Consider the following 25,937-nt stretch of genomic DNA (forward strand, 5'->3'; position numbering starts at 1 on the left):
GCCGGGCGCGGCCCGCGCCAGGCGGCCGGCATCAGCCCAATCCAGCCCCGCCGGGCGCGGCCCGCGCCCGGCGGACCGCATCAGCCCAATCCAGCCCCGCCGGCGTTTGAGGCGCGGGTGTGGGCAGCGCCCACGAAGGCACCGCGCAGCGGCACCGGCCGAGCCGCACCGCGAAGTCGCCGCACCACGCAGCACGGCGCACGCCGCACCCGCACCGCCCGAGCCGCGCTGCGGTTAGGCTGCGGATCATGCTCGTAGCCGCTGCCGTCTGCCCCGCCCCGCCGCTGCTCGTGCCGGAGGTCGCTGCGGGGGCCGCCGCCGAACTCGGCGACGCCCGTACCGCCTGCTCCGACGCACTGGCGGTGCTCGCCGCGTCCCGACCCGACCTGCTCGTCGTCGTCGGAGCCGCCGACCGGGACCACGCCGGCGCCTACCCCCAGGGCGCCCGCGGCAGCTTCCGCGGATTCGGGGTCGAGGCCGACGTACAACTGGGGGAGGGCGATGAGGGGCCGCGCCTGCTGCCGGCCTCGCTCGCCGTCGGCGCCTGGCTGTTGAGCCGCGCGCGGTGGGGAGCCGCGCCCGTCGAGGGGCTCGGGGTCGCCGAGCCGCTGGACACCGCGCACTGCCTGCGGACCGGCCGGGAACTCGCCGCGCGGGACGAGCGGGTCGCGTTGCTCGTCATGGGTGACGGCAGCGCCAAACGGACCCTGAAGGCCCCCGGCTACCTCGACGAGCGCGCCGCCGCCTTCGACGCGGCCGCCGGCCGGGCCCTCGCCGCCGCCGACGTGGCCGCGCTCGCCGCCCTCGACGCCGAACTCGCCACCGAACTCCAGGCCGCCGGCCGGGCTCCCTGGCAGGTGCTGGCCGGCGCCGCCGAGGGCGCGGGGCTCGACGGACGGCTGTTGTACGAGGACGCGCCGTACGGCGTGGGGTACTTCGTCGCCGCCTGGTCCTGACACCCCGTAGGCATCACGTACGAGGAAGGGGCGCGGGACCGGCTGTCGCCGGTGCCGCGCCCTTTTCCGGTACCGCGTCAGGAAGCAGTGGGCGGCGTCGGTCCGCCGCCGGGAGCGTCCTTGTGCGCGATCTTGCCCAGGGCGTCCTTCGCCTTGCCCGTGCCGCTCGTGATCCGGTCGCTGTACTTGCCGTGGGTCTTCGAGTCCACGGCCTTGGCCACCTTGTCCAGACCCTCGGTGATCTTGCCCTCGTTCTTCTGGGCGAGGTCGCCGACCTTGTCCTTCGCCGGCGCGAGCTTGGCCTTCAGATTGTCCAGCAGGCCCATGGGTCACCTTCCGTTGGCGGTCGCTACGTACGGGCGCCCTCGCCGGCTTCGCTGTCCGCGGCCACCTCGGCCGACTGCTGCTTCGGGATCTCGACGGCTTCCGCCGCCGGAACCACCACGTCAGCCGTCTCGGTCTCGGTTTCCTCGGCCGCACCGGGCTCCGCCGTCGGGGCTTCGGCGGCGACCTCATCGGTCACAACCTCGTCCTTACGGCGAAAAAGCCGATCAAAAACGCCCATGTCTCCTCCTATAACGTTACTCGTGTGAGTGAAGTTCCGGCTTGGCCACAGGGGCTCCACCGGGCCGAACCCCGCCAGGGCAACGACCCCGCCCCCATCCCGTCACGTAGCTCGATCGGGTACATGTCACTGTCTTGACCGGGGGGCTGCGAGACTGGGGCGGTGAGGAAAGCAGCCCCCGCCCAGCGGGTCATCGCCGTCGTCGGTCCCACCGCAGCAGGAAAGTCCGACCTGGGCGTCGCCCTGGCACGCCATTTCGACGGCGAAGTCGTCAACGCCGACTCCATGCAGCTGTACCGGGGGATGGACATCGGCACCGCCAAGCTGACGACCGAGGAGCGCGGCGGCGTACCGCACCACCTCCTCGACATCTGGGACGTCACCGACACCGCCAACGTGGCCGAGTACCAGCGGCTGGCCCGCGCCGAGATCGACAAGCTGCTCGCCGAGGGCCGTACCCCCGTGCTCGTCGGCGGCTCCGGCCTCTACGTCCGGGGCGCCCTGGACGTCATGGAGTTCCCCGGCACCGACCCCGAGGTCCGCGCCCGGCTGGAGGCCGAGGTCACCCTGCGCGGCCCCGGCGCCCTGCACGCCCGCCTCGCCGCCGCGGACCCGGCCGCCGCCGCCGCGATCCTGCCCAGCAACGGCCGCCGGATCGTGCGCGCCCTGGAGGTCATCGAGATCACCGGCCGCCCCTTCACGGCCAACCTGCCCGGCCACGAGTCCGTCTACGACACCGTCCAGATCGGCGTCGACGTATCCCGGCCGGAGCTCGACGAGCGGATCGCGCTGCGGGTGGACCGGATGTGGGAGGCCGGACTCGTGGACGAGGTGCGCGCGCTGGAGGCCCGCGGACTGCGCGACGGAATCACCGCTTCCAGGGCGCTCGGCTACCAGCAGGTGCTCGCCGCGCTCGCCGGGGAATGCACCGAGGAAGAGGCCAAGGCGGAGACCATCCGGGCGACCAAGCGCTTCGCCCGCCGCCAGGACTCCTGGTTCCGGCGCGACCCGCGCGTCCACTGGCTCAGCGGGGCCGTCGCCGACCGCGGGGAACTCACCGGACTCGCGCAGTCGTTGGTCGAACGAGCGGTCACAGCCTGATCACGTGATGGCATCGGGACGCTCCGCGCGCCCGTCCCGGGCCCGGGGGCGTGCCATCATCAAACTTCGGCGGGTGCGCTCACCCGCAGTGAATGGCGGCGTACTGAATCCGAGTGGGGAGGGCGCGTGGCGATGGAGGCCGGCCCTCGTGACACCGGGCGGGACGACACCCGACGGGAAGCGGACCCTACGCTTCTCGACCGACAGGGCGGATCCGGCGGCTCGCAGCGGCCCGACGGCCCGGACGGCCCCGACACCCTCGGGCTGCCCACGGGCCCCGCGCGACTGACCCCCGACGGCCCGGACACCGCGAACGCCGCGGAGGCCGAGGCCGCCACCGGCCCCGAGGTCGAGGTCGAGCTGCGCCCGCAGCGCCGCCTGCGCGTGTGGCAGATCGCACCCATCGTGATGCTCGCCGCCGCCGGTTCGCTCATGTTCGCCTTCCCGCTGGCCTTCGAGTTCGGCGACGGCGGAGCCGTGGTCGCGATGCTCGGCTTCCTCATCAGCTGCTGCGCGGGCGGCTGGGGGATGATGGCCGCCCGCCGCGTGGGCTACAGCTGGCCCGGGCTTCCGGCCCGGGGGAGCGGCCGCCACCCCGACTGGCGCCTGGCCGCGCTGTACGCGGTGGTCGCGCTGACCGTCGTGGCGCTCGCCGTGTACCGAGTGGCCCGGCTCCGCTAGAGCCCGTCCGGTTGACCGGCCCGGCACGGCCCGGCCCCCGCCCCGCCCGCTGACCGCTCCTCGGACGGCTCCGCGCCGCTGACCAGGGGATCGGTACGATGGGCGGGTGACGCAGACCACCCTCTCCTTCCTCAAGGGCCACGGCACCGAGAACGACTTCGTGATCGTCCCGGACCCGGACAACGCCATCGAGCTGCCCGCCTCCGCCGTCGCGAAGCTGTGCGACCGGCGGGCCGGGATCGGAGCCGACGGTGTCCTGCACGTCGTCCGGTCCGCCGCGCACCCCGAGGCGGCCCACCTGGCCGACGAGGCGGAGTGGTTCATGGACTACCGCAACAGCGACGGCTCCATCGCCGAGATGTGCGGCAACGGCGTACGCGTCTTCGCCCGCTACCTCCAGTACGCGGGCCACGTGGAGCCCGGCGACCTCGCCGTCGCCACCCGCGGCGGGATCAAGCGCGTGCACCTCGACAAGGCGGGCGACGTCACCGTCTCCATGGGTCGCGCCGAACTCCCCGAGGGGGAGGTCACCGTCGCCGTCGGGTCCAAGAGCTGGCCCGCGCGGAACGTGAACATGGGGAACCCGCACGCGGTGGCGTTCGTTGAAAGCCTCGACGACGCCGGGAAGCTGTACGACGCCCCCGAGTTCAGCCCGGCGTCCGCCTACCCGACGGGTGTCAACGTCGAGTTCGTCGTCGACCGCGGCCCCCGGCACGTCGCCATGCGCGTCCACGAGCGCGGCTCCGGCGAGACCCGCTCCTGCGGCACCGGCGCCTGCGCCGTCGCCGTGGCCACCATCCGCCGCGACGGCGCGGACCCGGCCGCCACCGGCGAACCGGTCACGTACACCGTCGACCTCCCCGGTGGCACGCTCGTCATCACGGAACACCCCGACGGCCGGATCGAGATGACCGGACCGGCCGTGATCGTGGCGGCGGGCGAGTTCGACGCGGCCTGGCTCACCGAAACGGCTTTCGGCTGAAGCTTCCCTCTAATGGGTGATCCGTTTCACGCTCAGCGAGAGGTGGACTGCGCCACGTGGTGGGGTCGGTAACATCAGGCACCGGCCCTGAGGGCTCACCCCATGCCCGCCACCGCCGGTCGAAGCCGCCGGAGGTGCCCATGAGTGCAGAGGCCACGAACCCCGAAGCACACCCCGAAGTGCGCCCTGAGCTCCGCAGACGTGGCCGGACCAGGCTCGATCTGCGCCGGCTCGGCCGAGCGGCGCTGCTCGGTCCCACGTCCCGCGACCGCCTCCCGGACGCCATCGGACACGTCGCGGAAGCGCACCGTGCCCACCATCCGGACGCCGACCTGTCCGTTTTGCGGCGCGCATATCTGCTCGCGGAGACCTCTCACCGCGGCCAGATGCGAAAAAGTGGTGAGCCGTACATCACACATCCGCTCGCCGTGACCCTGATCCTCGCCGAACTCGGCGCCGAGACCACCACCCTGACGGCCTCTCTCCTCCACGACACCGTCGAGGACACCGACGTGACCCTCGATCAGGTCCGCGAGGAGTTCGGCGACGAGGTCTGCTTCATCGTCGACGGCGTCACCAAGGTGGAGAAGATCGACTACGGCGCCGCCGCCGAACCCGAGACCTTCCGCAAGATGCTCGTCGCCACCGGCAACGACGTCCGCGTCATGTCCATCAAACTCGCCGACCGGCTCCACAACATGCGCACCCTCGGTGTGATGCGACCCGAAAAACAGGCCCGCATCGCCAAGGTCACCCGTGACGTCCTCATCCCGCTCGCCGAACGGCTCGGCGTCCAAGCCCTCAAGACCGAGCTGGAAGACCTCGTCTTCGCGATCCTGCACCCCGAGGAGTACGAGCACACGCGCGCGCTCATCGCCGCCCACGCCGGCGAGAACGACCCGCTGCCCGCCATCGCCGACTCCGTACGGACCGTGCTGCGCGACGCCGGCATCGCCGCCGAGGTACAGGTACGCCCCCGGCACTTCGTCTCCGTCCACCGCGTCGCCCTCAAACGCGGCGAGCTGCGCGGCTCCGACTTCGGGCGCGTCCTCGTCCTCGTCGGCGAGAACGCCGACTGCTACGCCGTACTGGGGGAGCTGCACACCTGCTTCACCCCGGTCGTCTCGGAGTTCAAGGACTTCATCGCCGCCCCGAAGTTCAACCTCTACCAGTCGCTGCACACCGCCGTCGCCACCCCCGAGGGCTACGTCGCCGAGGTCATCGTGCGGACCCGGCAGATGCACCGCGTCGCGGAGGCGGGCGTCGTGGCCCTCGGCAACCCGTACGCCATCGCCTCGGCCGACGCCGCCGAATGCGACGAGGAACGGGTGGACCCGACACGGCCCGGCTGGTTGTCCCGGCTCCTCGACTGGCAGCAGTCCGCACCCGACCCCGACACCTTCTGGAGCGTGCTCCGCGCGGAGCTGGCCCAGGACCGGGAGATCACCGTCTTCCGCGTGGACGGGGGCACGCTGGGCCTGCCGGCCGGGGCCAGCTGTATCGACGCCGCCTACGCCCAGCACGGCGAGGCGGCCCACGGCTGTATCGGCGCCCGGGTCAACGGGCGCCTCACCTCCCTCTCCTCCGCGCTCTCCGACGGCGACACCGTGCAGCTGCTGCTCGCGCAGGACGCCTCCTCGGGGCCGGCCTCCGAGTGGCTGGACCACGCGAAGACCCCGGCCGCCCGGATCGCCATCAGCAGCTGGCTCGAAGCCCACCCCGACCGGGCGATGGCCACCACCTCCGCCGCGCGTGCACCGCTCTCGGTGGTCGGCGCCCGGGGTGGCGGCGCCAACGCGGTCGCCGACCTGCCGGACGCCCCCGTACGGCTCGCCGGCTGCTGCACGCCGGTGCCGCCGGACGCCGTCGCCGGGTTCGTGGTCCGCGGCGGGGCCGTCACCGTGCACCGCATCCACTGCGCCGCCGTGGCGCAGATGCGGGCCGTCGGGCGCACCTCGGTCGCCGTGCACTGGCGGGCCACCGCCGACTGCCGGGTCACCCTGCTCGCTGAATCGTTCGGCCGCCCCCATCTGCTGGCCGACCTGACCGAGGCCATCGCCCGGGAGGGCGTCGAGGTCGTCTCCGCGACCGTGGAACCCCCGGTCGAGCAGCGGGTCCGACACACCTACACCCTCCAACTGCCCGACGCGGCCGGCCTGCCCGCCCTGATGCGGGCGATGCGGGACGTCCCGGGCGTCTACGACGTCAGGCGCGCGTAGGTCGGCGGCGGGGCTCCCGCGTGTCACCGGGCGGCCCCGGAAGGTCCCGTTCGGGTGGCCCCGTCGCGCGTCGAGCGCGGCCGTGCGGCGGGCGCTGGTAAGCGGTGGTGGATGCAGCTCACCTCCCCGCGCCTGCGCGCCGCCCTGCTCGCCGCGGCCTCCCTCACCCTCGTCGCCGCAGTCCTGCCCCCGCCGAAGCCCCTGGGCATCGGCGACCGGCTGTTCCCGGAGCTCGGGAACCCCGGGTACGACGTGCTCTCGTACGACCTGTCCTTCACGTACAAGGACAACAAGAGCCCGCTCGACGCGGTCACCGTCATCCAAGCCCGCGCCCTGCGGCAGCTGGAGCTGATCAACCTCGACTTCACTCACGGCAAGGTGGCGTCCGTCGAGGTCAACGGGGAGCCGGCCCGCTTCGAGAGCGCGGGCGAGGACCTCGTACTGACCCCCGCGCGCCCGGTCGCGCGGAACCTGCCGCTGCACATCACCGTCCGGCACACCAGCGACCCGCGCGGCCGCGGGGACGGCGGCTGGGTGCCCACCGAGGACGGCCTGGCCATGGCCAACCAGGCGGACGCCGCCCACCGGGTCTTCCCCTGCAACGACCACCCCGCCGACAAGGCGTACTTCACCTTCCGGATCACCGCCCCGGCCGGGCTCACCGCCGTGGCCAACGGGGTGCCCGGCGCACTGCCCGCCCCCCGCGCCGGCGCCGGGACGACCTGGACGTACCGGACCCTGCACCCCATGGCCACCGAGCTGGCCCAGGTCTCCGTAGGACGCTCCGCCGTCGTCCACGGCACCGGACCGCACGGGCTGCCGCTGCGCGACGTCGTACCCGCCGCCGACCGGGAGCGGCTGGACCCCTGGCTGAAGAAGACCGCCGGCCACGTCGCGTGGATGGAGGAGAGGGTCGGCCGCTACCCCTTCGAGAACTACGGGATCCTGATCGCGCGGGCCACCACCGGATTCGAGCTGGAGACGCAGACCCTCTCGCTCTTCGAGAACAGCCTGTTCTCCGGCGAGGGCTACCCCGAGTGGTACGTGGAATCCGTGATGGTGCACGAGCTCGCCCACCAGTGGTTCGGCGACAGCGTCAGCCCGCGGACCTGGTCCGACCTGTGGCTCAACGAAGGACACGCCACCTGGTACGAGGCCCTGTACGCCGACGGGCTCGGCAAGTACTCCCTGGAGCGGCGCATGCGCGAGGCGTACCAGCGCTCCGACCAGTGGCGGGCCGCGGGCGGCCCCCCGGCCGCCCCGCAGGCAGCCGCCCCCGGCCAGAAGATCGGGCTGTTCCGGCCGGTGGTCTACGACGGTGCCGCCCTGATCCTGTACGCCCTGCGACAGGAGATCGGCACCGAGGCCTTCGACCGGATCGAGCGGCGCTGGGTGTCGGAGCACCGGGACTCCGTCGCGGGCACCGAGGACTTCGTACGCCTCGCCTCGCAGGAGGCCGGCCGCGACCTCGGGGCCTTCCTGGAGCCGTGGCTGTACGGGAAGACGACCCCCGCGATGCCGGGGCACCCGGAGTGGAGCGGGGCCGCGCCCGTCAAATAAAGCGTGTGACCGGCGGCGAGCGGGCATGTCACCATCGACGGGCCCGTTCGGGGAATCCCCGGGCGGTATGACACGTTGGACGTGACAGTTCCACGTTGGACCTGACGGCTGACGTGACCGTGCTATTCGAATCGACGTAAGGATCCAATGACCTCCTCTTCTTCCCCTTCCCAGGACGCGCGGGACGCACAGGACGTGCGGGACTCGCAGAGCTTCACCGAGAGCCTTCGGGCCGATGCCCTGATGGAAGAGGACGTCGCCTGGAGCCACGAGATCGACGGAGACCGGGACGGCGAGCAGTTCGAACGCTCCGAGCGCGCGGCCCTGCGCCGCGTGGTCGGCCTCTCCACCGAGCTCGAAGACGTCACCGAGGTCGAGTACCGACAGCTGCGCCTGGAGCGCGTCGTACTCGTCGGTGTCTGGACCTCCGGCACGGTGAACGACGCGGAGAACTCCCTCGCGGAGCTCGCGGCGCTCGCCGAGACGGCAGGTGCTCTCGTACTCGACGGTGTGATCCAGCGCCGCGACAAGCCGGACCCGGCCACCTTCATCGGCTCGGGCAAGGCGCGCGAGCTGCGTGACATCGTCATGGAGAGCGGCGCCGACACCGTGGTCTGCGACGGCGAGCTCAGCCCCGGCCAGCTCATCGCGCTCGAAGACGTCGTCAAGGTGAAGGTGGTCGACCGGACCGCCCTCATCCTCGACATCTTCGCCCAGCACGCCAAGTCCCGAGAGGGCAAGGCACAGGTCGCGCTCGCGCAGATGCAGTACATGCTGCCGCGACTGCGAGGCTGGGGTCAGTCGCTGTCCCGCCAGATGGGTGGCGGCGGCGGTGGCGGCATGGCCACCCGAGGCCCCGGTGAGACCAAGATCGAGACCGACCGGCGTCGGATCCGCGAGAAGATGGCGAAGATGCGCCGGGAGATCGCGGAGATGAAGACCGGCCGTGACATCAAGCGGCAGGAACGGCGCCGCAACAAGGTGCCCTCGGTCGCCATCGCCGGCTACACCAACGCCGGAAAGTCCTCCCTGCTCAACCGCCTCACGGGCGCGGGCGTACTGGTGGAGAACGCGCTGTTCGCCACCCTCGACCCGACCGTGCGCCGGGCCGAGACGCCGAGCGGCCGGATCTACACCCTGGCCGACACGGTCGGCTTCGTCCGGCACCTGCCCCACCACCTCGTCGAGGCGTTCCGCTCCACGATGGAGGAGGTCGGCGACTCCGACCTCATCCTGCACATCGTGGACGGCTCGCACCCGGCGCCGGAGGAGCAGCTGGCGGCGGTGCGCGAGGTGATCCGCGAGGTCGGCGCGGTCAACGTGCCCGAGATCGTGGTGATCAACAAGGCGGACGCGGCGGATCCGCTGGTCCTGCAGCGACTGCTGCGGATCGAGCGGCACTCCATCGCCGTCTCGGCGCGGACGGGCCTCGGCATCGAGGAACTGCTCGCGCTCATCGACACCGAGCTGCCGCGGCCCGAGGTCGAGGTGGAGGCCCTGGTGCCCTACACGCTCGGCTCGCTGGTGGCCAAGGCGCACGCCGAGGGCGAGGTGATCTCCGAGGAGCACACCGCGGAGGGCACCCTGCTCAAGGCACGGGTCCACCAGGAACTGGCGGCGGACCTGGCTCCGTACGCCCTCGCGAAGAGCTGATCCCATGACCGAGGGCCCCCTGCGACGCGCAGGGGGCCCTCGGTCATTCGGTCTCGCTACTTGAACTTGCCGCTGACGGCGTCGAAGATGCCCTTCGCCTCCGGGCCCAGCCGGGGTCCGGCCAGCCAGCCCGCCTTGGCCGGGCCGATCGAGGTGTTCGACACCAGCGCCGGCTTGCCGTCGGCGCCCGCCGCGACCCAGCCGCCGCCGGACGAACCGCCGGTCATGGTGCAGCCGATGCGGTACATCACCGGGTCCGTCGCGTTGAGCGACAGCCGGCCCGGCTTGTCAGTGCACTGGTAGGCCTTCTGGCCGTCGAAGGGAGCCGCCGCCGGGTAGCCGGTCGCCGTGATGCTCGCGACCTTCGGCACGGCCGGAGCGTTGAACTCCACCGGAAGCGCCGAACCGACCGTCTCCTCCAGGGACTTGCCGCTGCCCTGCTCGGGGGTCACGTGCAGCACCGCGAAGTCGAACGGGGCACCCGCACCACCGGTCGGACCGCCGGTCGCGATCCACTGGTCGGAGGTCTGCGCCCAGTCGCTCCACCACACGCCGTACGGAGCCACCTGCTCCCGGGGCGCGCCCTTGAGCTGCGCAGCCGGCTTGCCCGCGTTGTTGTAGGACGGGACGAAGGCGATGTTGCGGTACCAGCCGCCGGACTTGCCCGCGTGCACGCAGTGGCCGGCCGTCCAGACCATGTTGGACTTGCCGGGGTGCGCCGGGTCCTTGACCACGGTCGCGGAGCAGACCATCGAACCCTCGGGCCCGTCGAAGAAGACCTTGCCGGAAGCCGGAACGCTCCCGTGGTAGGGCGGGTTCGCCGGCTTGGCCGTCACCGGCGCCGGGGTCGGGTCGGTGACGCCTTGGTCCTTGCCCGCGTCCGGGTCGACGGCCGGCTGCTTCGGCTGCTCGGCGTCACGCATGCGGTCGGGGTCCCACAGGCCCTCGATGATCGGGTTGATGTAGTCGCCCGCCTCGCGGAGCCAGTCCTCCTTCTTCCAGTTCTTCCACTCGCCCCCCTTCCACTTCTCCAGGTCGATGCCGTGCTCCTTGAGCTTGTCCTTGAGCTGGTCCGGGATCTTGATCCCGCCCGCGCCCGGACTGCTCTGTGCCACGGTCGGCTTGGCGTCGCCGCCGGCCTCATCGTCGCCGGGGCCGCAGGCCGCGGCGGTCAGCGCGAGCGCGGCCGCGCACAGCAGCGCGGTGACCGGTCGGTTCGGTCGCATGTCGTTCGTCCCCCTGGTGGATTCGAGGCGTCGAGTGCAGCAACCCACTATGCCGCCGAGGTTGGGGACGGCACAGCCCGGGGCCGTGGTTCCTGACACGGGAGGTGTCTCGCCCCTTGACGGGCAAGGATCTTGGGCCCACCCGTGATCCGTCGCCGTCACCGTCGTTGGTACGTACGGGGGATGGGGGAGCAGCGTTGATGTTCGAGGCGCAATCCGGAAGAGCAATCGGTGCGGGAGGTCCGACACTCGTGGCTTTGACCGAGTCGGCGGTGGATGGAGCCGCGTCCGCGGACGCATCCGCGGCACAGGTACCGCCCCAGGGCAGCCGCGCACGACGGATCCCCGTCGCCGCCGACGGCATCCTGCGCAGGCAGTCCCAACGGGAGTCCGCCGCACGGACGTACGCCCGCTCCCTGCCCATCGTCCCCGTGCGGGCCCGGGGACTGACCATCGAGGGCGCCGACGGGCGGCGCTACCTCGACTGCCTCTCCGGCGCCGGCACCCTCGCCCTCGGGCACAACCACCCGGTGGTACTGGAAGCCATCCGGGGCGTCCTCGACTCCGGGGCTCCACTGCACGTGCTGGACCTCGCGACCCCCGTCAAGGACGCCTTCACCACCGAGCTCTTCGCCAACCTGCCGCCCGCGCTGGCCGCCGACGCCCGGGTCCAGTTCTGCGGGCCGGCCGGTACGGACGCGGTCGAGGCGGCCCTCAAGCTCGTCCGCACCGCGACCGGGCGCTCCGGGCTGCTCGCCTTCACCGGGGCCTACCACGGGATGACCGCCGGGGCCCTGGATGCCTCGGGAGGAGCCGTGGACGTACGGGTGACGCGGCTGCCGTACCCACAGGACTTCCGCTGTCCGTTCGGCGTCGGCGGCATCGAGGGCGCCGAACTCGGCGCCCGCTGGACGGAGAACCTCCTGGACGACCCCAAGGGCGGGGTTCCCGCACCCGCCGGGATGATCGTCGAACCCGTCCAGGGCGAGGGCGGGGTCCTCCCGGCCCCCGACGCCTGGCTGCGCCGGATGCGCGAGATCACCCGGGCGCGGGGGATCCCGCTGATCGCGGACGAGGTGCAGACGGGCGTCGGCCGGACCGGCGCCTTCTGGGGAATGGACCACGCCGGGGTGGTACCCGACGTGCTCGTCCTGTCCAAGGCGATCGGCGGCAGTCTGCCGCTCGCGGTGATCGTGTACCGGGCCGACCTGGACGTCTGGGCCCCGGGCGCGCACGCCGGCACCTTCCGCGGCAACCAGCTGGCCATGGCGGCCGGCACCGCCACGCTCGCCTACGTCCGCGAGAACCGGCTCGCCGAACGCGCCGCCGCCCTGGGCGAGCGGATGCTCACCGCCCTGCGCGGCCTCGCCTCCGCCCACCCCTGTATCGGGGACGTACGGGGGCGGGGCCTGATGATCGGCGTCGAACTCGTCGACCCCGACACCGGAGCCTGCGCGCCCGCCCTCGCCGCGGCGGTCCGCCAGGAGTGCCTGGACCGTGGGCTGATCGTCGAACTCGGCGGCCGTCATTCCGCCGTCGTCCGCCTGCTACCCCCGCTGACCCTGACCGACGAGCAGGCCGCGGCGGTCCTCGACCGCCTGGCCGACGCCATCCCGGCAGCCGCCCGCCGGCCCTACTGACCCGTACCCCGAGGACCCGCGATGCCCGACGCGCACCATTCCACCCCGACGCCCGGCCCCGGCGGCGACGAAAACCGCCTGCTGCCCCCGACTCCCCCGACGCCCCCGACGCCCCCGGCGCCCACGGCGCAACAACGACCCCCCGGCGAGCAGCCGTCACCACCCCCGGCCCCCACCCCCGGATCGGCCGCCCGCGACTCCGCAGGCCACCGCCCGCCGACGCACCAGCCGCCCCCGGCCCCGCGCCCCCTCACCCACGCTCCCCTTCCCCCAGCGTTCACCGGGTCCGCCTCTCCCCGGTCCGCACCCCCGGAGCCCGCGCAGCCTTGGACGATCCCGGCCGACGACACGCAGCCCCGGCCCGCACCCACGGAGTCCGCGCAGCCTTGGACGATCCCGGCCGACGACACGCAGCCCGGGTCCGCACCCACGAAGTCCGCCCGGCCCTCGGCCCAGCCGGCGGAGACCGCCCAGCCGTTGGCCCAGCCGGCGGAGACCGCCCAGCCGTTGGCCCAGCCGAGCCCGCCCCCCAGCCCGTGGGGCACACTCCCTGAGCCTGCCCAGCCGTGGGCCCGGCCCGGCGAGCCCGCCCCGCCCGTCGAGCCCGCGCAGACCCCGCCCAGCGAGGCAGCCCAGCCCGGGGCGACAGCTCCCGGCGTCGACAACCGGTGGGTGAACCCCCCCGAGGCCGCCCAACCCTGGGCCGCGCCCACCGAGGCCGCGGCTGACGGGTCGTACGCCACCATTGGCGACCCGGCCCGGCGGGCACCCGCGGCGGAGGTTCCCGCAGCGACCACCGTGCCGCGGCAGAAGGACGGCACGGCCACGCCCCGCGTCGGCCGGCGAGACCTCGCCCGACCGGAGCCGACCGGGCTGCCCGAGCTCCTGGACCATCCGGAACCGGCGGCAGCCGCCGAGGCCGCGGCGGTCGAGAACCTGCTCCGCTGCTGGGTCCGAGAAGCCGGACTCCGCCGTCCCGACGGTCTCCCGGGGACCCGGTTGCGCATCCCCCTGCCCGCTTCCGGCGCCGCCCTGCTCGTTGGCGTCCGCTACTGGTCCCCCGCGGGCTGGCACCGCTTTGGCCCGGCGCGACTGGAAGCCGCGCCCGCCACCGCGCCGACCCTGGACGCCGTGACCCTCGCCGCCCTCCTCGCCCGCGAAGGCACCCGTACCCCCACCGGTACCGCCACCGGAATCGATCGCGGCTCCGCCGACCTCGTGGCCCGGGTGGCCGACTCGGTCCGCCGCACCGCCGAGTTCATCGCCGACCGGCGCGAACGCCCCACCGCCCCGGCCCCCGTGGGCGGGGACCGTTTCCTCACCGCAGAGCAGTCCCTCCTCCTAGGCCACCCCCTCCAGCCGGACCCGAAGAGCCGCGAAGGACTCTCCGAGACCGAAGTACGCCGCTATTCACCCGAACTGCACGGATCCTTCCCCCTGCACTGGTTCGCCGTCGAACCCTCCGTCCTCGCCACCGACTCCGCCTGGACCGAACGCGGTCGCCCCGTCTCCGCCGCCCAGCTCCTCGGCCGGCTCGCCCCGGGCCTTCCGGTGCCCGACGGCGCCACCCCCCTCCCGCTGCACCCCTGGCAGGCCCGCGACCTGCTCCAGCGCCCCGCCGTCGCCGCCCTCCGCGACGCGGGACTCCTGCACGACCTGGGCCCCCACAGCGCCCCTTGGTACCCCACCTCCTCCGTCCGCACCGTCCACCGCCCCGGCGCCCCCGCGATGCTCAAGCTCTCCCTGGGCCTTCGCATCACCAACTCCCGCCGCGAGAACCTCCGCAAGGAACTCCACCGCGGCGTCGAGGTGCACCGGCTGCTCCGCACCGGCCTCGCCGAGCAGTGGCAGACGGGCCACCCCGGCTTCGACATCGTCCGCGACCCCGCCTGGGTCGCCGTCGACGCCCCCGACGGCACACCCGTCCCCGGACTCGACGCCCTGCTCCGCCACAACCCCTTCCGTTCGTCCGACGACGCCGTCTGCGTCGCCGCCCTGACCGCTCCCCGACCGTGGCCCGGCCGGACCACCATGAGCTCCCGGCTCGCCGAGACCGTCTCCGGACTCGCCGCCACCACCGGCCGCCCCACCTCGGCCGTCGCCGCCGAGTGGTTCCTGCGCTACCTCGACCACGTGGTCCTGCCGGTCCTCGCCTTCGACGCGCTCGCCGGCATCGCCCTCGAAGCCCACCAACAGAACACCCTGGTCCTCCTCGACCCGGCCGGCTGGCCGGTCGGCGGTCGCTTCCGTGACAACCAGGGCTACTACTTCCGCGCATCGCGCCGCACGGAACTGGAGCAACGGCTCCCAGGCATCGGCAGCGCCAGCGACACCTTCGTCTCCGACGCCGTCACCGACGAACGCTTCGCCTACTACCTCGGCATCAACAACGTCCTCGGCCTCATCGGCGCATTCGGTTCCCAGCGGCTCGCCGACGAGCGCGTACTGCTCGCCGCCTTCCGCCGGTTCCTCGGCAAGGCCGCCCACCTCGGCCCGCTCCCCGCACGGCTGCTCGACTCACCCACCCTGCGCTGCAAGGCGAATCTGCTCACCCGCCTGGGCGGCCTCGACGAGCTGGTCGGCCCGGTCGACACCCAGTCCGTCTACGTCACCATCGCCAACCCCCTTCACGATTGACGCGTCAGCACTGACACGGAGAAGAGCCCCCGATGCCCTCCACCGAAACACCTGCCGATCCGGTCGGCTCCGCCAACCGCGCGTTCGGCAACCTCCGCGCCATCGACGACACCGTCGAACTACGGCTCCCCGTTGACCTGTTGCCACTGCTCGCCGAGGCGGACCTGCTCGATTCCCCGGCCATCTGGGGCAGCACGGACACACCCGCCGGCACCTTCCGCCTCGAACCCGTGCGACCGGAACGCGACCTGGAGCTGCTTACCGGCTGGATGAACGATCCCGAGGTGGACGCCTACTGGGAGCTCGCCGGCCCCGCAGCCGTCACCGAGGCCCACCTACGGGCGCAGGTCGACGGGGACGGCCGCAGCATCCCCTGCCTCGGCCTCCTCGACGGCACGCCGATGAGCTATTGGGAGATCTACCGGGCCGACCTCGATCCACTGTCCCGGTACTACCCGGCGTGCCCCCACGACACGGGTATCCACCTGCTGATCGGAGACGGCACGAACCGCGGCCGGGGCCTGGGCACCACACTGCTGCGCGCCGTCGCCGACCTGGTGCTCGACAACCGACCTCGCTGCACACGCGTCATCGCGGAACCGGACATCCGCAACACCCCCTCCGTATCAGCCTTCCTGGGTTCAGGTTTCCGCTGTTTCGCGGAAATCGACCTTCCCGAGAAGCGCGCCGCCCTGATGATCCGGGAGCGGGCGCTGCGCAATCTCCTCTGACTGCCGCCCCGCAGGCCCCGACCGCTCCGCCGCTTCGCACCTCTCCCTTCGAAAACTCCGCGCCACGCGGCAAAGTTCCCGAGCCCCGAGGAGACCCGTGCCGAATTTCCCCACAGCCCCCGCCGCCACCGAACCACCTGTGCCGCCCTCGCCCCAACACCCCTGTACGCCACCCGAACTCAACGGCCCCACCTGGGAGTTCGCAGCTCGCAAGCTGCTCGCCAAGATGCTCTCGGAGTTCGCCTACGAGGAGATCATCAGCCCCGTTCCCGCCCCTTCCCGGGCCGGTGACGCCTGGACACTGAGCCTCGACGACGGCAGCAGCCTCGGCTTCCGGGCCCGCCGCCGCGCGTACGGCAGCTGGCACGTCAGCCCGGACACCATCACGCTCACCCCGCCGCCGCCCTCCACCCAGTCGCCGACCGCCTTCGGGGACCCGTACACCTTCCTCATCCGCGCCCGCACCCTCCTCGGAATCGACGGAGCCACGCTGGGCCACCTCGTCCGCGAGCTCAGCGCCACCCTCGCCGCCGACGCCCGGATCGAGCACACCGCACTCACCGCCGACGTCCTCGCGGATCTGGACTACGCCGCACTCGAAGGCCACCAGACCGGCCACCCCTGGCTCGTCCTCAACAAGGGCCGCATCGGTCTCTCCGCCTCCGACACCGCGGCCTGGGCCCCCGAGGCACGCGTCCGTCAGCGGCTGCCCTGGCTCGCCGCCCACACCTCGCTCGCCGCCTACCGCGGCACCGCCGGCCTGGAGGACCCCGCCCGCCTCTACTCCGCCGAGCTCGATCCCGTCACCCGAGCCGCCTTCGACCAGACCCTGCGCGACCGCGGCCTGGACCCGCTCGGCTACCTCTACCTCCCGGTCCACCCCTGGCAGTGGGACGAGGTGGTCCTCCCGCTGTTCGCCCCGGCCCTCGCCGCCGGCATCCTCGTCCCGCTCCCCGCCGACCCCGACGTGCGCCTGCCCCAGCAGTCGATCCGTACCTTCCTCAACCTCACCCGCCCCGACCGGCACAGCGTCAAGCTGCCGCTCTCCGTCTTCAACACCATGGTCTGGCGGGGCCTGCCCTCCGACCTGGCCCTCGCCGCCCCCGCCGTCACCGCCTGGATCCACTCCCTCCGCGACGGCGACCCCTTCCTGCGCGACGAATGCGGGGTGATCCTGCTCGGCGAGGTCGCCTCCGTCACCGTCCGCCACCCCGTCTACGAGGAGCTGCCCGAGGTCCCGTACCAGTACAAGGAGCTGCTCGGCGCGATCTGGCGCGAGCCCCTGACCGGCCGGCTCGCCCCAGGCGAGCACGCCCGCACGCTCGCCTCGCTCCTCCACACCGACCCGCGCGGCCGCTCCTTCACCGCGGAACTCGTCGCCCGGTCCGGGCTGACCGCGACCGTCTGGCTCCAGCGGCTCTTCGCCGCCGTCCTGCCCCCGCTGCTCCACTTCCTCTACCGCTACGGCACCGTCTTCTCCCCGCACGGGGAGAACGCCGTCGTGATCTTCGACGAACACGAGGTGCCCGTCCGGCTGGCGGTCAAGGACTTCGTGGACGACATCAACATCAGCGACGAACCGCTGCCCGAGCTGGCCTCCCTGCCCGAGGAGGTCCGCTCCGTCCTCCTCACCGAGCCCGCCGACTTCCTGCCCCAGTTCATCCACTCCGGGCTCTTCGTGGGCGTCTTCCGCTACCTCTCCGCCCTGTGCGAGGACCGCCTCGACGTCCCGGAGGCCGAGTTCTGGTCCCTCGTACGGGCGGAGATCGTGCGCCACCAAGCCCGTTTCCCGGAGCTCAAGGACCGCTACGAGCTCTTCGACCTGCTCGGCGAGCGCATCGGACGCCTCTGCCTGAACCGGAACCGGCTCTACGAGGACGGCTACCGCGACCGCCCCGACCGCCCGCACGCCGTGCAGCACGGCACCGTACCCAACCCCTTGTACCGGCCTTGATTCTTCGCCGGTGCGCTCACTGTCGGTGGGGCCCCGTAGGGTTGGCAGTGCTATGACGAAGCCCTCCCTCCCCGACCTGCTGCACGCCGCCGTCTCCGCCGTCGGCGGTACGGAGCGCCCCGGCCAGGTGGCCATGGCCGAAGCCGTCGCCGAAGCGATCGACGACAACTCCCACCGGCTCATCCAGGCCGGCACCGGCACCGGAAAGTCGCTCGGCTACCTGGTGCCGGCCCTCGCCCACGGCGAGCGGGTGGTCGTGGCCACCGCGACCCTCGCCCTCCAGCGGCAGCTCGTCGAGCGCGACCTGCCCCGGACGGTGGAAGCGCTGCATCCGCAGCTGCGCCGCCGCCCGCAGTTCGCCATGCTCAAGGGCCGGTCGAACTACCTGTGCCTGCACCGCCTGCACGAGGGCGCTCCGCAGGACGAGGAGGAGGGCCTCTTCGACCAGTTCGAGGCGGCCACCCCCACGAGCAAGCTCGGCAAGGACCTGCTGCGCCTGCGCGACTGGGCCGACGAGACGGAGACCGGCGACCGCGACGACCTCACCCCGGGCGTCTCCGACAAGGCCTGGGGACAGATCTCCGTCTCCTCCCGCGAGTGCCTGGGCGCCACGAAGTGCGCGTACGGGGCCGAGTGCTTCGCGGAGGCCGCCCGCGAGCGGGCGAAGCTCGCGGACGTGGTCGTCACCAACCACGCCCTGCTCGCCATCGACGCCATCGAGGGCGCCCCCGTGCTGCCCCAGCACGAGGTACTGATCGTGGACGAGGCCCACGAGCTGGTCTCCAGGGTGACCGGCGTCGCCACCGGCGAGCTCACCCCCGGGCAGGTCAACCGGGCCGTGAAGCGTGCGGCCAAGCTCGTCGACGAGAAGGTCGCGGACGCCCTCCAGACGGCCTCCGAGTCCTTCGAACGGGTCATGGAGCTGGCGCTCCCGGGCCGCCTGGAGGAGATCCCCGAAGACCTCGGCTACGCGCTGATGGCCCTGCGGGACGCCGCGCGGAACGTGATCTCCGCGATCGGCGCGACCCGCGACAAGTCCGTCCACGACGAGGACGCCGTCCGCAAGCAGGCCCTGGCCGCGGTGGAGAGCATCCACACGGTGGCCGAGCGGATCACCAACGGTTCCGAGTACGACGTCGTCTGGTACGAGCGCCACGACCGCTTCGGCGCCACCCTCCGCGTCGCCCCGCTGTCGGTGTCCGGCCTGCTGCGCGAGAAGCTGTTCGAGGACCGCTCGGTGGTCCTCACCTCGGCCACCCTCAAGCTCGGCGGCGACTTCAACGGCGTCGCGGCCTCGCTGGGGCTCTCCCCGGAAGGGGTCGAAGGGGACGACGTACCGGCGTGGAAGGGGCTGGACGTCGGCTCGCCCTTCGACTACCCGAAGCAGGGCATCCTCTACGTCGCCAAGCACCTGGCCACACCGGGCCGCGAGGGCACCCGCGGCGACATGATGGACGAGCTCGCCGAGCTGATCGAGGCCGCCGGCGGCCGCACCCTCGGGCTGTTCTCCTCGATGCGCGGCGCCAAGGCGGCCGCCGAGGAGCTGCGCGGCCGGCTCGACAACCCGATCCTGCTCCAGGGCGAGGAGACGCTCGGCGAGCTGATCAAGGCATTCGCGGCCGACCCGAAGACCTGCCTGTTCGGAACGCTGTCGCTCTGGCAGGGCGTGGACGTGCCCGGCCCCAGCTGCCAGCTCGTGGTCATGGACCGGATCCCCTTCCCGCGCCCCGACGACCCGTTGATGAGCGCCCGCCAGAAGTCGGTGGAGGAGCACGGGGGCAACGGCTTCATGGCCGTGGCGGCCACCCACGCCGCCCTGCTGATGGCGCAGGGCGCGGGGCGCCTCGTACGGGCCATGGGCGATCGGGGCGTCGTCGCCGTGCTGGACCCCCGGCTGGCCACGGCCCGGTACGGGAGCTTCCTGCGGGCCACGCTGCCGGACTTCTGGTACACCACGGACCGCAACCAGGCCCGCCGCTCGCTCGCCTCGATCGATGCCGCGGCGAAGGCCGACGGGAAGTAGCCGGACGAACCGGCTCCATGGCGGCTCCACTCCACACACAACAACCCCCGGGACCGGCGCAGTGGGTCCCGGGGGCTGGATGGAGGCGCGGGGGTCAGACCCGACGCAGTACCGCCACGACCTTGCCGAGGATGGTCGCCTCGTCGCCGGGAATCGGCTGGTAGGCGGAGTTGTGCGGGAGGAGCCAGACGTGGCCGTCCTCGCGCTTGAAGCGCTTGACGGTGGCCTCGCCGTCCAGCATCGCGGCGACGATGTCGCCGTTCTCCGCGACCGGCTGGCGACGGACCGTGACCCAGTCGCCGTCGCAGATGGCGGCCTCGATCATCGAGTCGCCGACGACCTTGAGGACGAAGAGCTCGCCGTCACCCACGAGCTGGCGGGGGAGCGGGAACACGTCCTCCACCGACTCCTCGGCGAGGATCGGGCCGCCGGCCGCGATCCGACCGACCAGGGGAACGTAGGACGCGGCGGGCTTGCCCGTGGTGTCCGTGGGCTGCGAGCTCGGCTGGTCGGAGCCGCGGACCTCGTACGCGCGGGGGCGGTGCGGGTCGCGCCGCAGGAAGCCCTTCCGCTCCAGAGCCATCAGCTGGTGGGCGACGGACGACGTGCTCGACAGACCGACGGCCTGGCCGATCTCCCGCATGGACGGCGGGTAACCCCGACGCTGCACGGAGTCGCGAATGACCTCGATGACCCTCCGCTGCCGGTCCGTGAGCCCGGAGCTGTCGGCGCGGATGCCTGGAGGTCGACCTGGCAGCGAGCGCGCGGGGCGTACCACGGGGTCCGCTTCCGGGTTCAGGTTTGCGTCGTTCATGGCATGCACCGGCTCGAGTCGGCTCTGGGAGCGGTTCTGGGCAGTGATGGTGGCACTGTCTGCGGTCGTGGTCACGTCGGCCCCTCTCGAAATGTTCTCCCTAGCTGGACAACGGTAGTAGCTTTCGAAAGGTTGCGCCAAACACACGTTCGAGTGAAAAATCGCAGATCGTCCTGCGTGTGTATTTCGAGGGGTGTATAGACGCTCGGTCCACCGAACGCGGGTTCGGCTCGGTGTCCGCTGCTTACGGTACCCTTCCCGGTCGGGTCGCCACCGGCAGGGCTGCGCCAAGTGTGGCACCGCGGAGCCCCGTATCCGGCTATCGGACGGTGCGACACGCGGAGTGGGGTAAATCCGTCACAACCCAAGATCTAGTGGTTGGATAGGCGCTGCCACCCAGAAGTTGTGGTCCTCGGTCTGCCGGGGGTCCCGACATCGCATATGCTTGTGGCTGCTTCACGAGCCCCCGACAGAGCCTGTCTCCTGTCGTTCAGGGGCCACGTGGGGTGATTCAGTCGTGCCAAGAGGGAGGGTGAGGGAACCATGCACTGCCCCTTCTGCAGGCACCCCGACAGCCGCGTCGTCGACAGTCGCACCACGGACGACGGCACGTCGATCCGCAGGCGCCGTCAGTGCCCCGACTGCTCCCGTCGCTTCACGACGGTGGAGACGGCCTCGCTGATGGTGATCAAGCGCAGCGGGGTGACCGAACCCTTCAGCCGTACCAAGGTCATCTCCGGCGTGCGCAAGGCGTGCCAGGGGCGGCCGGTCACCGAGGACGCCCTCGCCAAGCTCGGCCAGCGGGTCGAGGAGGCGGTGCGCGCCACCGGGAGTGCCGAGCTGACCACCCACGACGTGGGTCTGGCCATCCTCGGCCCGTTGCAGGAGCTCGACCTGGTCGCGTACCTGCGCTTCGCGTCCGTTTACAAAGCGTTCGACACCCTTGAAGACTTCGAGACCGCCATCGTGGAACTGCGCGAGCGGCGGCCTCATCCCGAAGAGTGCGAGCCCGGTGGGACCGGTTCGGTCCCCGTGCCCGCCTCCGCCGCCGGCTGACCGGACGGCCTTCGCCGCAGTGCTCGCGCACCGCGGTGTGGCCGGTCAGTCGAGCGAAGAGACGTAGATACAGATACACAACACCGTGCCACGGAATAGCGCTGGCACTTTAGGGCGTTTTTGCCCGCATATGGGAGGAAGCGGCATGACAGAGACGGCGAGCGGCTCGGCACGTGGTTCCCGCGCCAAGGGGACCAAGGCTGCCAAGGGCGGCCTGCGTATCGAGCGCATCCACACCACCCCGGGCGTGCACCCCTACGACGAGGTGAGCTGGGAGCGCCGTGACGTCGTCATGACCAACTGGCGCGACGGCTCGGTCAACTTCGAGCAGCGCGGCGTCGAGTTCCCCGACTTCTGGTCGGTGAACGCGGTCAACATCGTCACCAGCAAGTACTTCCGCGGCGCGGTCGGCACCCCGCAGCGCGAGACCGGTCTGAAGCAGCTCATCGACCGGATCGTGAAGACGTACACGAAGGCCGGCGAGGACTTCGACTACTTCTCGTCGCCCGCCGACGCGGAGATCTTCGAGCACGAGCTCACGTACGCCCTCCTGCACCAGATCTTCAGCTTCAACTCCCCGGTGTGGTTCAACGTCGGCACCCCCCAGCCGCAGCAGGTCTCCGCCTGCTTCATCCTGGCCGTCGACGACTCCATGGAGTCGATCCTCGACTGGTACAAGGAAGAGGGAATGATCTTCAAGGGCGGCTCCGGCGCCGGCCTGAACCTCTCCCGCATCCGCTCCTCCAAGGAGCTCCTCTCCTCCGGTGGCAACGCCTCCGGCCCGGTCTCCTTCATGCGTGGCGCCGACGCGTCCGCAGGAACGATCAAGTCGGGCGGCGCCACCCGCCGCGCGGCCAAGATGGTCGTCCTGGACGTGGACCACCCGGACGTCGAGGCCTTCATCGAGACCAAGGTGAAGGAAGAGGAGAAGATCCGCGCCCTGCGCGACGCGGGCTTCGACATGGACCTGGGCGGCGACGACATCACGTCCGTCCAGTACCAGAACGCCAACAACTCCGTCCGCGTGAACGACGAGTTCATGACGGCCGTCGAGAACGGCACCGAGTTCGGCCTGCGTGCCCGCATGACCGGCGAGGTCATCGAGAAGGTCGACGCCAAGGCGCTCTTCCGTAAGCTCGCCGAGGCCGCGTGGGCCTGCGCCGACCCGGGCATCCAGTACGACGGTGTGATCAACAACTGGCACACCTGCCCCGAGTCCGGCCGGATCACCGCGTCGAACCCGTGCAGCGAATACATGCACCTGGACAACACGTCCTGCAACCTCGCCTCGCTCAACCTGATGAAGTTCCTGAACGACGACGGCAAGGGCAACCAGTCCTTCGACGCCGAGCGCTTCGCCAAGGTCGTCGAGCTCGTCATCACCGCGATGGACATCTCCATCTGCTTCGCGGACTTCCCGACGCAGAAGATCGGCGACAACACGCGCGCCTTCCGCCAGCTGGGCATCGGCTACGCCAACCTCGGCGCCCTGCTGATGGCCACCGGCCACGCGTACGACTCGGACGGCGGCCGCACCCTCGCCGCGTCGATCACCTCGCTGATGACCGGTACCGCGTACAAGCGCTCCGCCGAGCTGGCCGCCATCGTCGGCCCGTACGACGGCTACGCCCGCAACGCCGAGTCCCACAAGCGCGTCATGAAGCAGCACGCCGACGCCAACGCCGTCGCGCCGCGCACCGAGGACCTCGACAACTCCATCTGGGCCGCGGCCACCGAGGCCTGGCAGGACGTCCTGCGCCTCGGCGAGAAGAACGGCTTCCGCAACTCGCAGGCCTCCGTCCTCGCGCCGACCGGCACCATCGGTCTCGCGATGTCCTGCGACACCACCGGTGTCGAGCCGGACCTGGCCCTGGTCAAGTTCAAGAAGCTCGTCGGCGGCGGCTCGATGCAGATCGTCAACGGCACCGTTCCGCAGGCCCTGCGTCGCATGGGCTACCAGGAAGAGCAGATCGAGGCGATCGTCGCCCACATCGCCGAGCACGGCGTGGTCGTCGACGCCCCGGGCCTGAAGCCGGAGCACTACTCGGTCTTCGACTGCGCGATGGGCGAGCGTTCCATCTCCGCGATGGGCCACGTCCGCATGATGGCCGCGATCCAGCCCTGGATCTCCGGCGCGATCTCGAAGACGGTCAACATGCCGGAGACGGCGACCGTCGAGGAGATCGAGGAGATCTACTTCGAGGCGTGGAAGCTGGGCGTCAAGGCGCTCGCGATCTACCGCGACAACTGCAAGGTCGGCCAGCCCCTCTCCGCGAAGAAGAAGGAAGAGGAGAAGGAGGAGGTCACCGCCAAGACGGAGGAGACCATCCGCGCCGCCGTCGAGAAGGTCATCGAGTACCGTCCCGTCCGCAAGCGCCTCCCCAAGGGCCGCCCGGGCATCACCACCTCCTTCACGGTGGGCGGCGCCGAGGGCTACATGACCGCCAACTCCTACCCGGACGACGGTCTGGGCGAGGTCTTCCTGAAGATGTCCAAGCAGGGCTCGACCCTCGCGGGCATGATGGACGCCTTCTCGATCGCCGTCTCCGTCGGCCTCCAGTACGGCGTGCCGCTGGAGACCTACGTCTCGAAGTTCACCAACATGCGCTTCGAGCCGGCCGGCATGACGGACGACCCGGACGTGCGGATGGCGCAGTCGATCGTCGACTACATCTTCCGCCGCCTGGCGCTGGACTTCCTGCCCTTCGAGACCCGCTCGGCCCTCGGCATCCACACCGCCGAGGAGCGCCAGCGCCACCTGGAGACCGGCTCGTACGAGCCCCTCGAGGACGAGCTGGACACCGAGTCGCTGGCCCAGTCGGCCCCGCTCGCCGCGGTGCCGTCGGCTCCGCAGCCGGTCGCGGCCGCCCCGGCCCCGAAGACGGCGCACAGCAACGCCGAACTGGTCGAGATGCAGCTCGGCGTCTCCGCCGACGCCCCGCTCTGCTTCTCGTGCGGTACGAAGATGCAGCGCGCCGGCTCCTGCTACATCTGCGAGGGCTGCGGCTCCACCAGCGGCTGCAGCTGAAACCGGGCGCGAGCCACGTCGGACGCGGCGTTCGACGTAGCTGAACCCGAAGCATGACCTCCGTGAGGGAGGGGTGCCGGCCCTGGGCCGGCGCCCCTCCCTTCGTCGTCTCTGTCAGTGCGGGATGCGGCGGGCCGGACGGGTGACGAGGTCCTCGCGGAATTCGGCGATCCGCGAATGGACCTGGCGCATCAGGTGGGTGTCCTCGATACGGTCCAGATAGAGGCAGCGCGCGGCCAGGCCCGGCAGGTCGAAGGCGAAGCACAGCGACATCAACGGATTCACGAACAGCTCGCTGCCGCTGGTGCGGGTGGTGAACCGGACGTCCCCGAACGAGCCGCGGACGGCGGCGGCGATCGAGCCGTTCACGATGCTGGGGCGGTCCGGGGTGTGGTCCTGGGCGTGTGCCACGGCATCCAGGAAGAGGGCGCCCTCGCGGGTGGCGCGCGGTATGGAGAACGCGCCGAGGTACGCACCGTCGCGCTCGAGCGCCGCGATGTTCTCCAGCACCAGCGCGTGGCTGACCCCGTGGTACGCGTCCACCCCGAAGCCCACCGACACGACGAGGCGTTCCGGTACGTCGTCCAGCGCGGCCAGTGCCGCGACGCTGGTCAGGTCTTCCTCGGGGGTACCGAGCCCCGCTTCGTCGCCCCGCATCAGGATGTCCGTGCCCCCGTCGACGAGCACGACCGCGTCGATGCGGTGCAGGTCGATCAGGGCCCGGTAGGCGGCGCGCAGCGGCTGCACCCCGATCTGGGGGAAGGCGTACACGGTGGCCGGGTAGCCGTGGATCTCCAGCCAACGGGCCAGCGTCCGCTCCGGGAAGTAGGCCTGGCGGGGCGCGGATCGAGGGGTGACGGCCGCGAGGTCGGGGGCCGCCCACTCGTCGACGGGCAGGCCCGCGAGGGAACTGAAGGAGAGGTTCGCCAGGTGGACTTCCTTGCCCTGGTGCATGAGGGAGAGGGCGACCGGGAGCCCGGAGTAGATGTCGAAGCCACCACCCGCGCCCGCGACCAGAATGCGTTCGGCGTCCGCGAGGCGGGTGAAGAGAGGGTTGGTGTGCAGGGCCGTCATGGCGATCATTGTGCGGGGTGGGAAGCGATGACGCCCC

General features: G+C 71.7%; 19 protein-coding genes. 14 read left to right on the forward strand and 5 right to left on the reverse strand.

All coding sequences use genetic code 11. The annotated features are described in order from the left end of the window. Nucleotides 1-248: 248 nt before the first annotated feature. Nucleotides 249-956 carry a class III extradiol dioxygenase subunit B-like domain-containing protein gene (locus tag ACFV9H_RS14995; RefSeq protein ID WP_385397764.1) on the forward strand — a complete coding sequence of 236 codons (708 nt, stop codon included), beginning with the start codon at nt 249-251 and terminating at the stop codon, nt 954-956. Between the two features lie 77 nt (nt 957-1,033). Here the strand turns inward: ACFV9H_RS14995 and ACFV9H_RS15000 are convergent, their stop codons facing one another. Next, entirely contained in the window at nt 1,034-1,282 is a 249-nt protein-coding gene (locus ACFV9H_RS15000; protein WP_385397766.1) for an antitoxin, read from the reverse strand. Nucleotides 1,283-1,305: 23 nt separating this feature from the next. Beyond that, nucleotides 1,306-1,479 carry a gliding motility protein gene (locus ACFV9H_RS15005; protein ID WP_385397768.1) on the reverse strand — a complete coding sequence of 58 codons (174 nt, stop codon included), beginning with the start codon at nt 1,477-1,479 and terminating at the stop codon, nt 1,306-1,308. 204 nt (nt 1,480-1,683) lie between these two features. On the opposite strand from ACFV9H_RS15005, the gene miaA reads away from it, so the two are divergent. From miaA to hflX, 6 genes are all read left to right on the forward strand, one after another. Continuing rightward, nucleotides 1,684-2,622: a tRNA (adenosine(37)-N6)-dimethylallyltransferase MiaA gene (gene miaA / locus ACFV9H_RS15010; RefSeq protein ID WP_385397770.1), complete on the forward strand. Its 939-nt coding sequence runs from the start codon at nt 1,684-1,686 to the stop codon at nt 2,620-2,622. A gap of 126 nt (nt 2,623-2,748) precedes the next feature. Then, the gene (locus ACFV9H_RS15015) at nt 2,749-3,303 is read left to right on the forward strand and encodes a hypothetical protein (RefSeq protein ID WP_385397772.1); all 555 of its coding nucleotides are present in this window, start codon (nt 2,749-2,751) and stop codon (nt 3,301-3,303) included. A gap of 106 nt (nt 3,304-3,409) precedes the next feature. Beyond that, complete coding sequence (dapF, locus tag ACFV9H_RS15020; RefSeq protein WP_385397774.1) at nt 3,410-4,285, forward strand: diaminopimelate epimerase; 876 nt, start codon at nt 3,410-3,412, stop codon at nt 4,283-4,285. Between the two features lie 140 nt (nt 4,286-4,425). Then, nucleotides 4,426-6,504, forward strand: coding sequence for a RelA/SpoT family protein (locus tag ACFV9H_RS15025; RefSeq protein WP_385397776.1), 2,079 nt, complete (start codon nt 4,426-4,428; stop codon nt 6,502-6,504). 111 nt (nt 6,505-6,615) lie between these two features. Then, entirely contained in the window at nt 6,616-8,064 is a 1,449-nt protein-coding gene (locus ACFV9H_RS15030) for a M1 family metallopeptidase (protein WP_385397778.1), read from the forward strand. A gap of 147 nt (nt 8,065-8,211) precedes the next feature. Next, nucleotides 8,212-9,717, forward strand: coding sequence for a GTPase HflX (hflX, locus tag ACFV9H_RS15035; RefSeq protein WP_385397780.1), 1,506 nt, complete (start codon nt 8,212-8,214; stop codon nt 9,715-9,717). A gap of 56 nt (nt 9,718-9,773) precedes the next feature. Here the strand turns inward: hflX and ACFV9H_RS15040 are convergent, their stop codons facing one another. After that, a complete protein-coding gene (locus tag ACFV9H_RS15040) occupies nt 9,774-10,943 on the reverse strand; it encodes a trypsin-like serine peptidase (RefSeq protein WP_385397782.1) in 1,170 nt (389 codons plus the stop codon). 251 nt (nt 10,944-11,194) lie between these two features. On the opposite strand from ACFV9H_RS15040, the gene ACFV9H_RS15045 reads away from it, so the two are divergent. From ACFV9H_RS15045 to ACFV9H_RS15065, 5 genes are all read left to right on the forward strand, one after another. Next, nucleotides 11,195-12,583: a diaminobutyrate--2-oxoglutarate transaminase family protein gene (locus ACFV9H_RS15045; protein ID WP_385397784.1), complete on the forward strand. Its 1,389-nt coding sequence runs from the start codon at nt 11,195-11,197 to the stop codon at nt 12,581-12,583. Nucleotides 12,584-13,255: 672 nt separating this feature from the next. Continuing rightward, on the forward strand, nt 13,256-15,220 hold the full coding sequence (locus ACFV9H_RS15050) for an IucA/IucC family protein (protein ID WP_385397786.1): 1,965 nt from the start codon (nt 13,256-13,258) through the stop codon (nt 15,218-15,220). A gap of 32 nt (nt 15,221-15,252) precedes the next feature. Further along, the gene (locus ACFV9H_RS15055; RefSeq protein WP_385397788.1) at nt 15,253-15,951 is read left to right on the forward strand and encodes a GNAT family N-acetyltransferase; all 699 of its coding nucleotides are present in this window, start codon (nt 15,253-15,255) and stop codon (nt 15,949-15,951) included. Between the two features lie 97 nt (nt 15,952-16,048). After that, complete coding sequence (locus ACFV9H_RS15060) at nt 16,049-17,905, forward strand: IucA/IucC family protein (protein ID WP_385397790.1); 1,857 nt, start codon at nt 16,049-16,051, stop codon at nt 17,903-17,905. 52 nt (nt 17,906-17,957) lie between these two features. Further along, nucleotides 17,958-19,928, forward strand: a complete 1,971-nt coding sequence (locus tag ACFV9H_RS15065; RefSeq protein ID WP_385397792.1) for an ATP-dependent DNA helicase — start codon at nt 17,958-17,960, stop codon at nt 19,926-19,928. A 94-nt stretch (nt 19,929-20,022) separates the two neighbouring features. On the opposite strand, the gene lexA is transcribed toward ACFV9H_RS15065, so the two are convergent. Next, nucleotides 20,023-20,817, reverse strand: a complete 795-nt coding sequence (gene lexA, locus ACFV9H_RS15070) for a transcriptional repressor LexA (RefSeq protein WP_385397794.1) — start codon at nt 20,815-20,817, stop codon at nt 20,023-20,025. Nucleotides 20,818-21,285: 468 nt separating this feature from the next. Between lexA and nrdR the strand changes: the two genes are divergently transcribed. Continuing rightward, nucleotides 21,286-21,798, forward strand: a complete 513-nt coding sequence (nrdR, locus tag ACFV9H_RS15075) for a transcriptional regulator NrdR (protein ID WP_385397796.1) — start codon at nt 21,286-21,288, stop codon at nt 21,796-21,798. A 145-nt stretch (nt 21,799-21,943) separates the two neighbouring features. Further along, the gene (locus ACFV9H_RS15080) at nt 21,944-24,826 is read left to right on the forward strand and encodes a vitamin B12-dependent ribonucleotide reductase (protein WP_385397798.1); all 2,883 of its coding nucleotides are present in this window, start codon (nt 21,944-21,946) and stop codon (nt 24,824-24,826) included. A 114-nt stretch (nt 24,827-24,940) separates the two neighbouring features. Here ACFV9H_RS15080 and ACFV9H_RS15085 read toward each other — a convergent pair whose 3' ends face one another. After that, complete coding sequence (locus ACFV9H_RS15085; RefSeq protein ID WP_385397800.1) at nt 24,941-25,900, reverse strand: DUF1152 domain-containing protein; 960 nt, start codon at nt 25,898-25,900, stop codon at nt 24,941-24,943. Between the last annotated feature and the right edge of the window lie 37 nt (nt 25,901-25,937).

Origin of the sequence: Streptomyces sp. NPDC059874 (genome assembly GCF_042731135.1) — a bacterium.
In the GTDB taxonomy this organism is placed as follows: Bacteria; Actinomycetota; Actinomycetes; order Streptomycetales; family Streptomycetaceae; genus Streptomyces.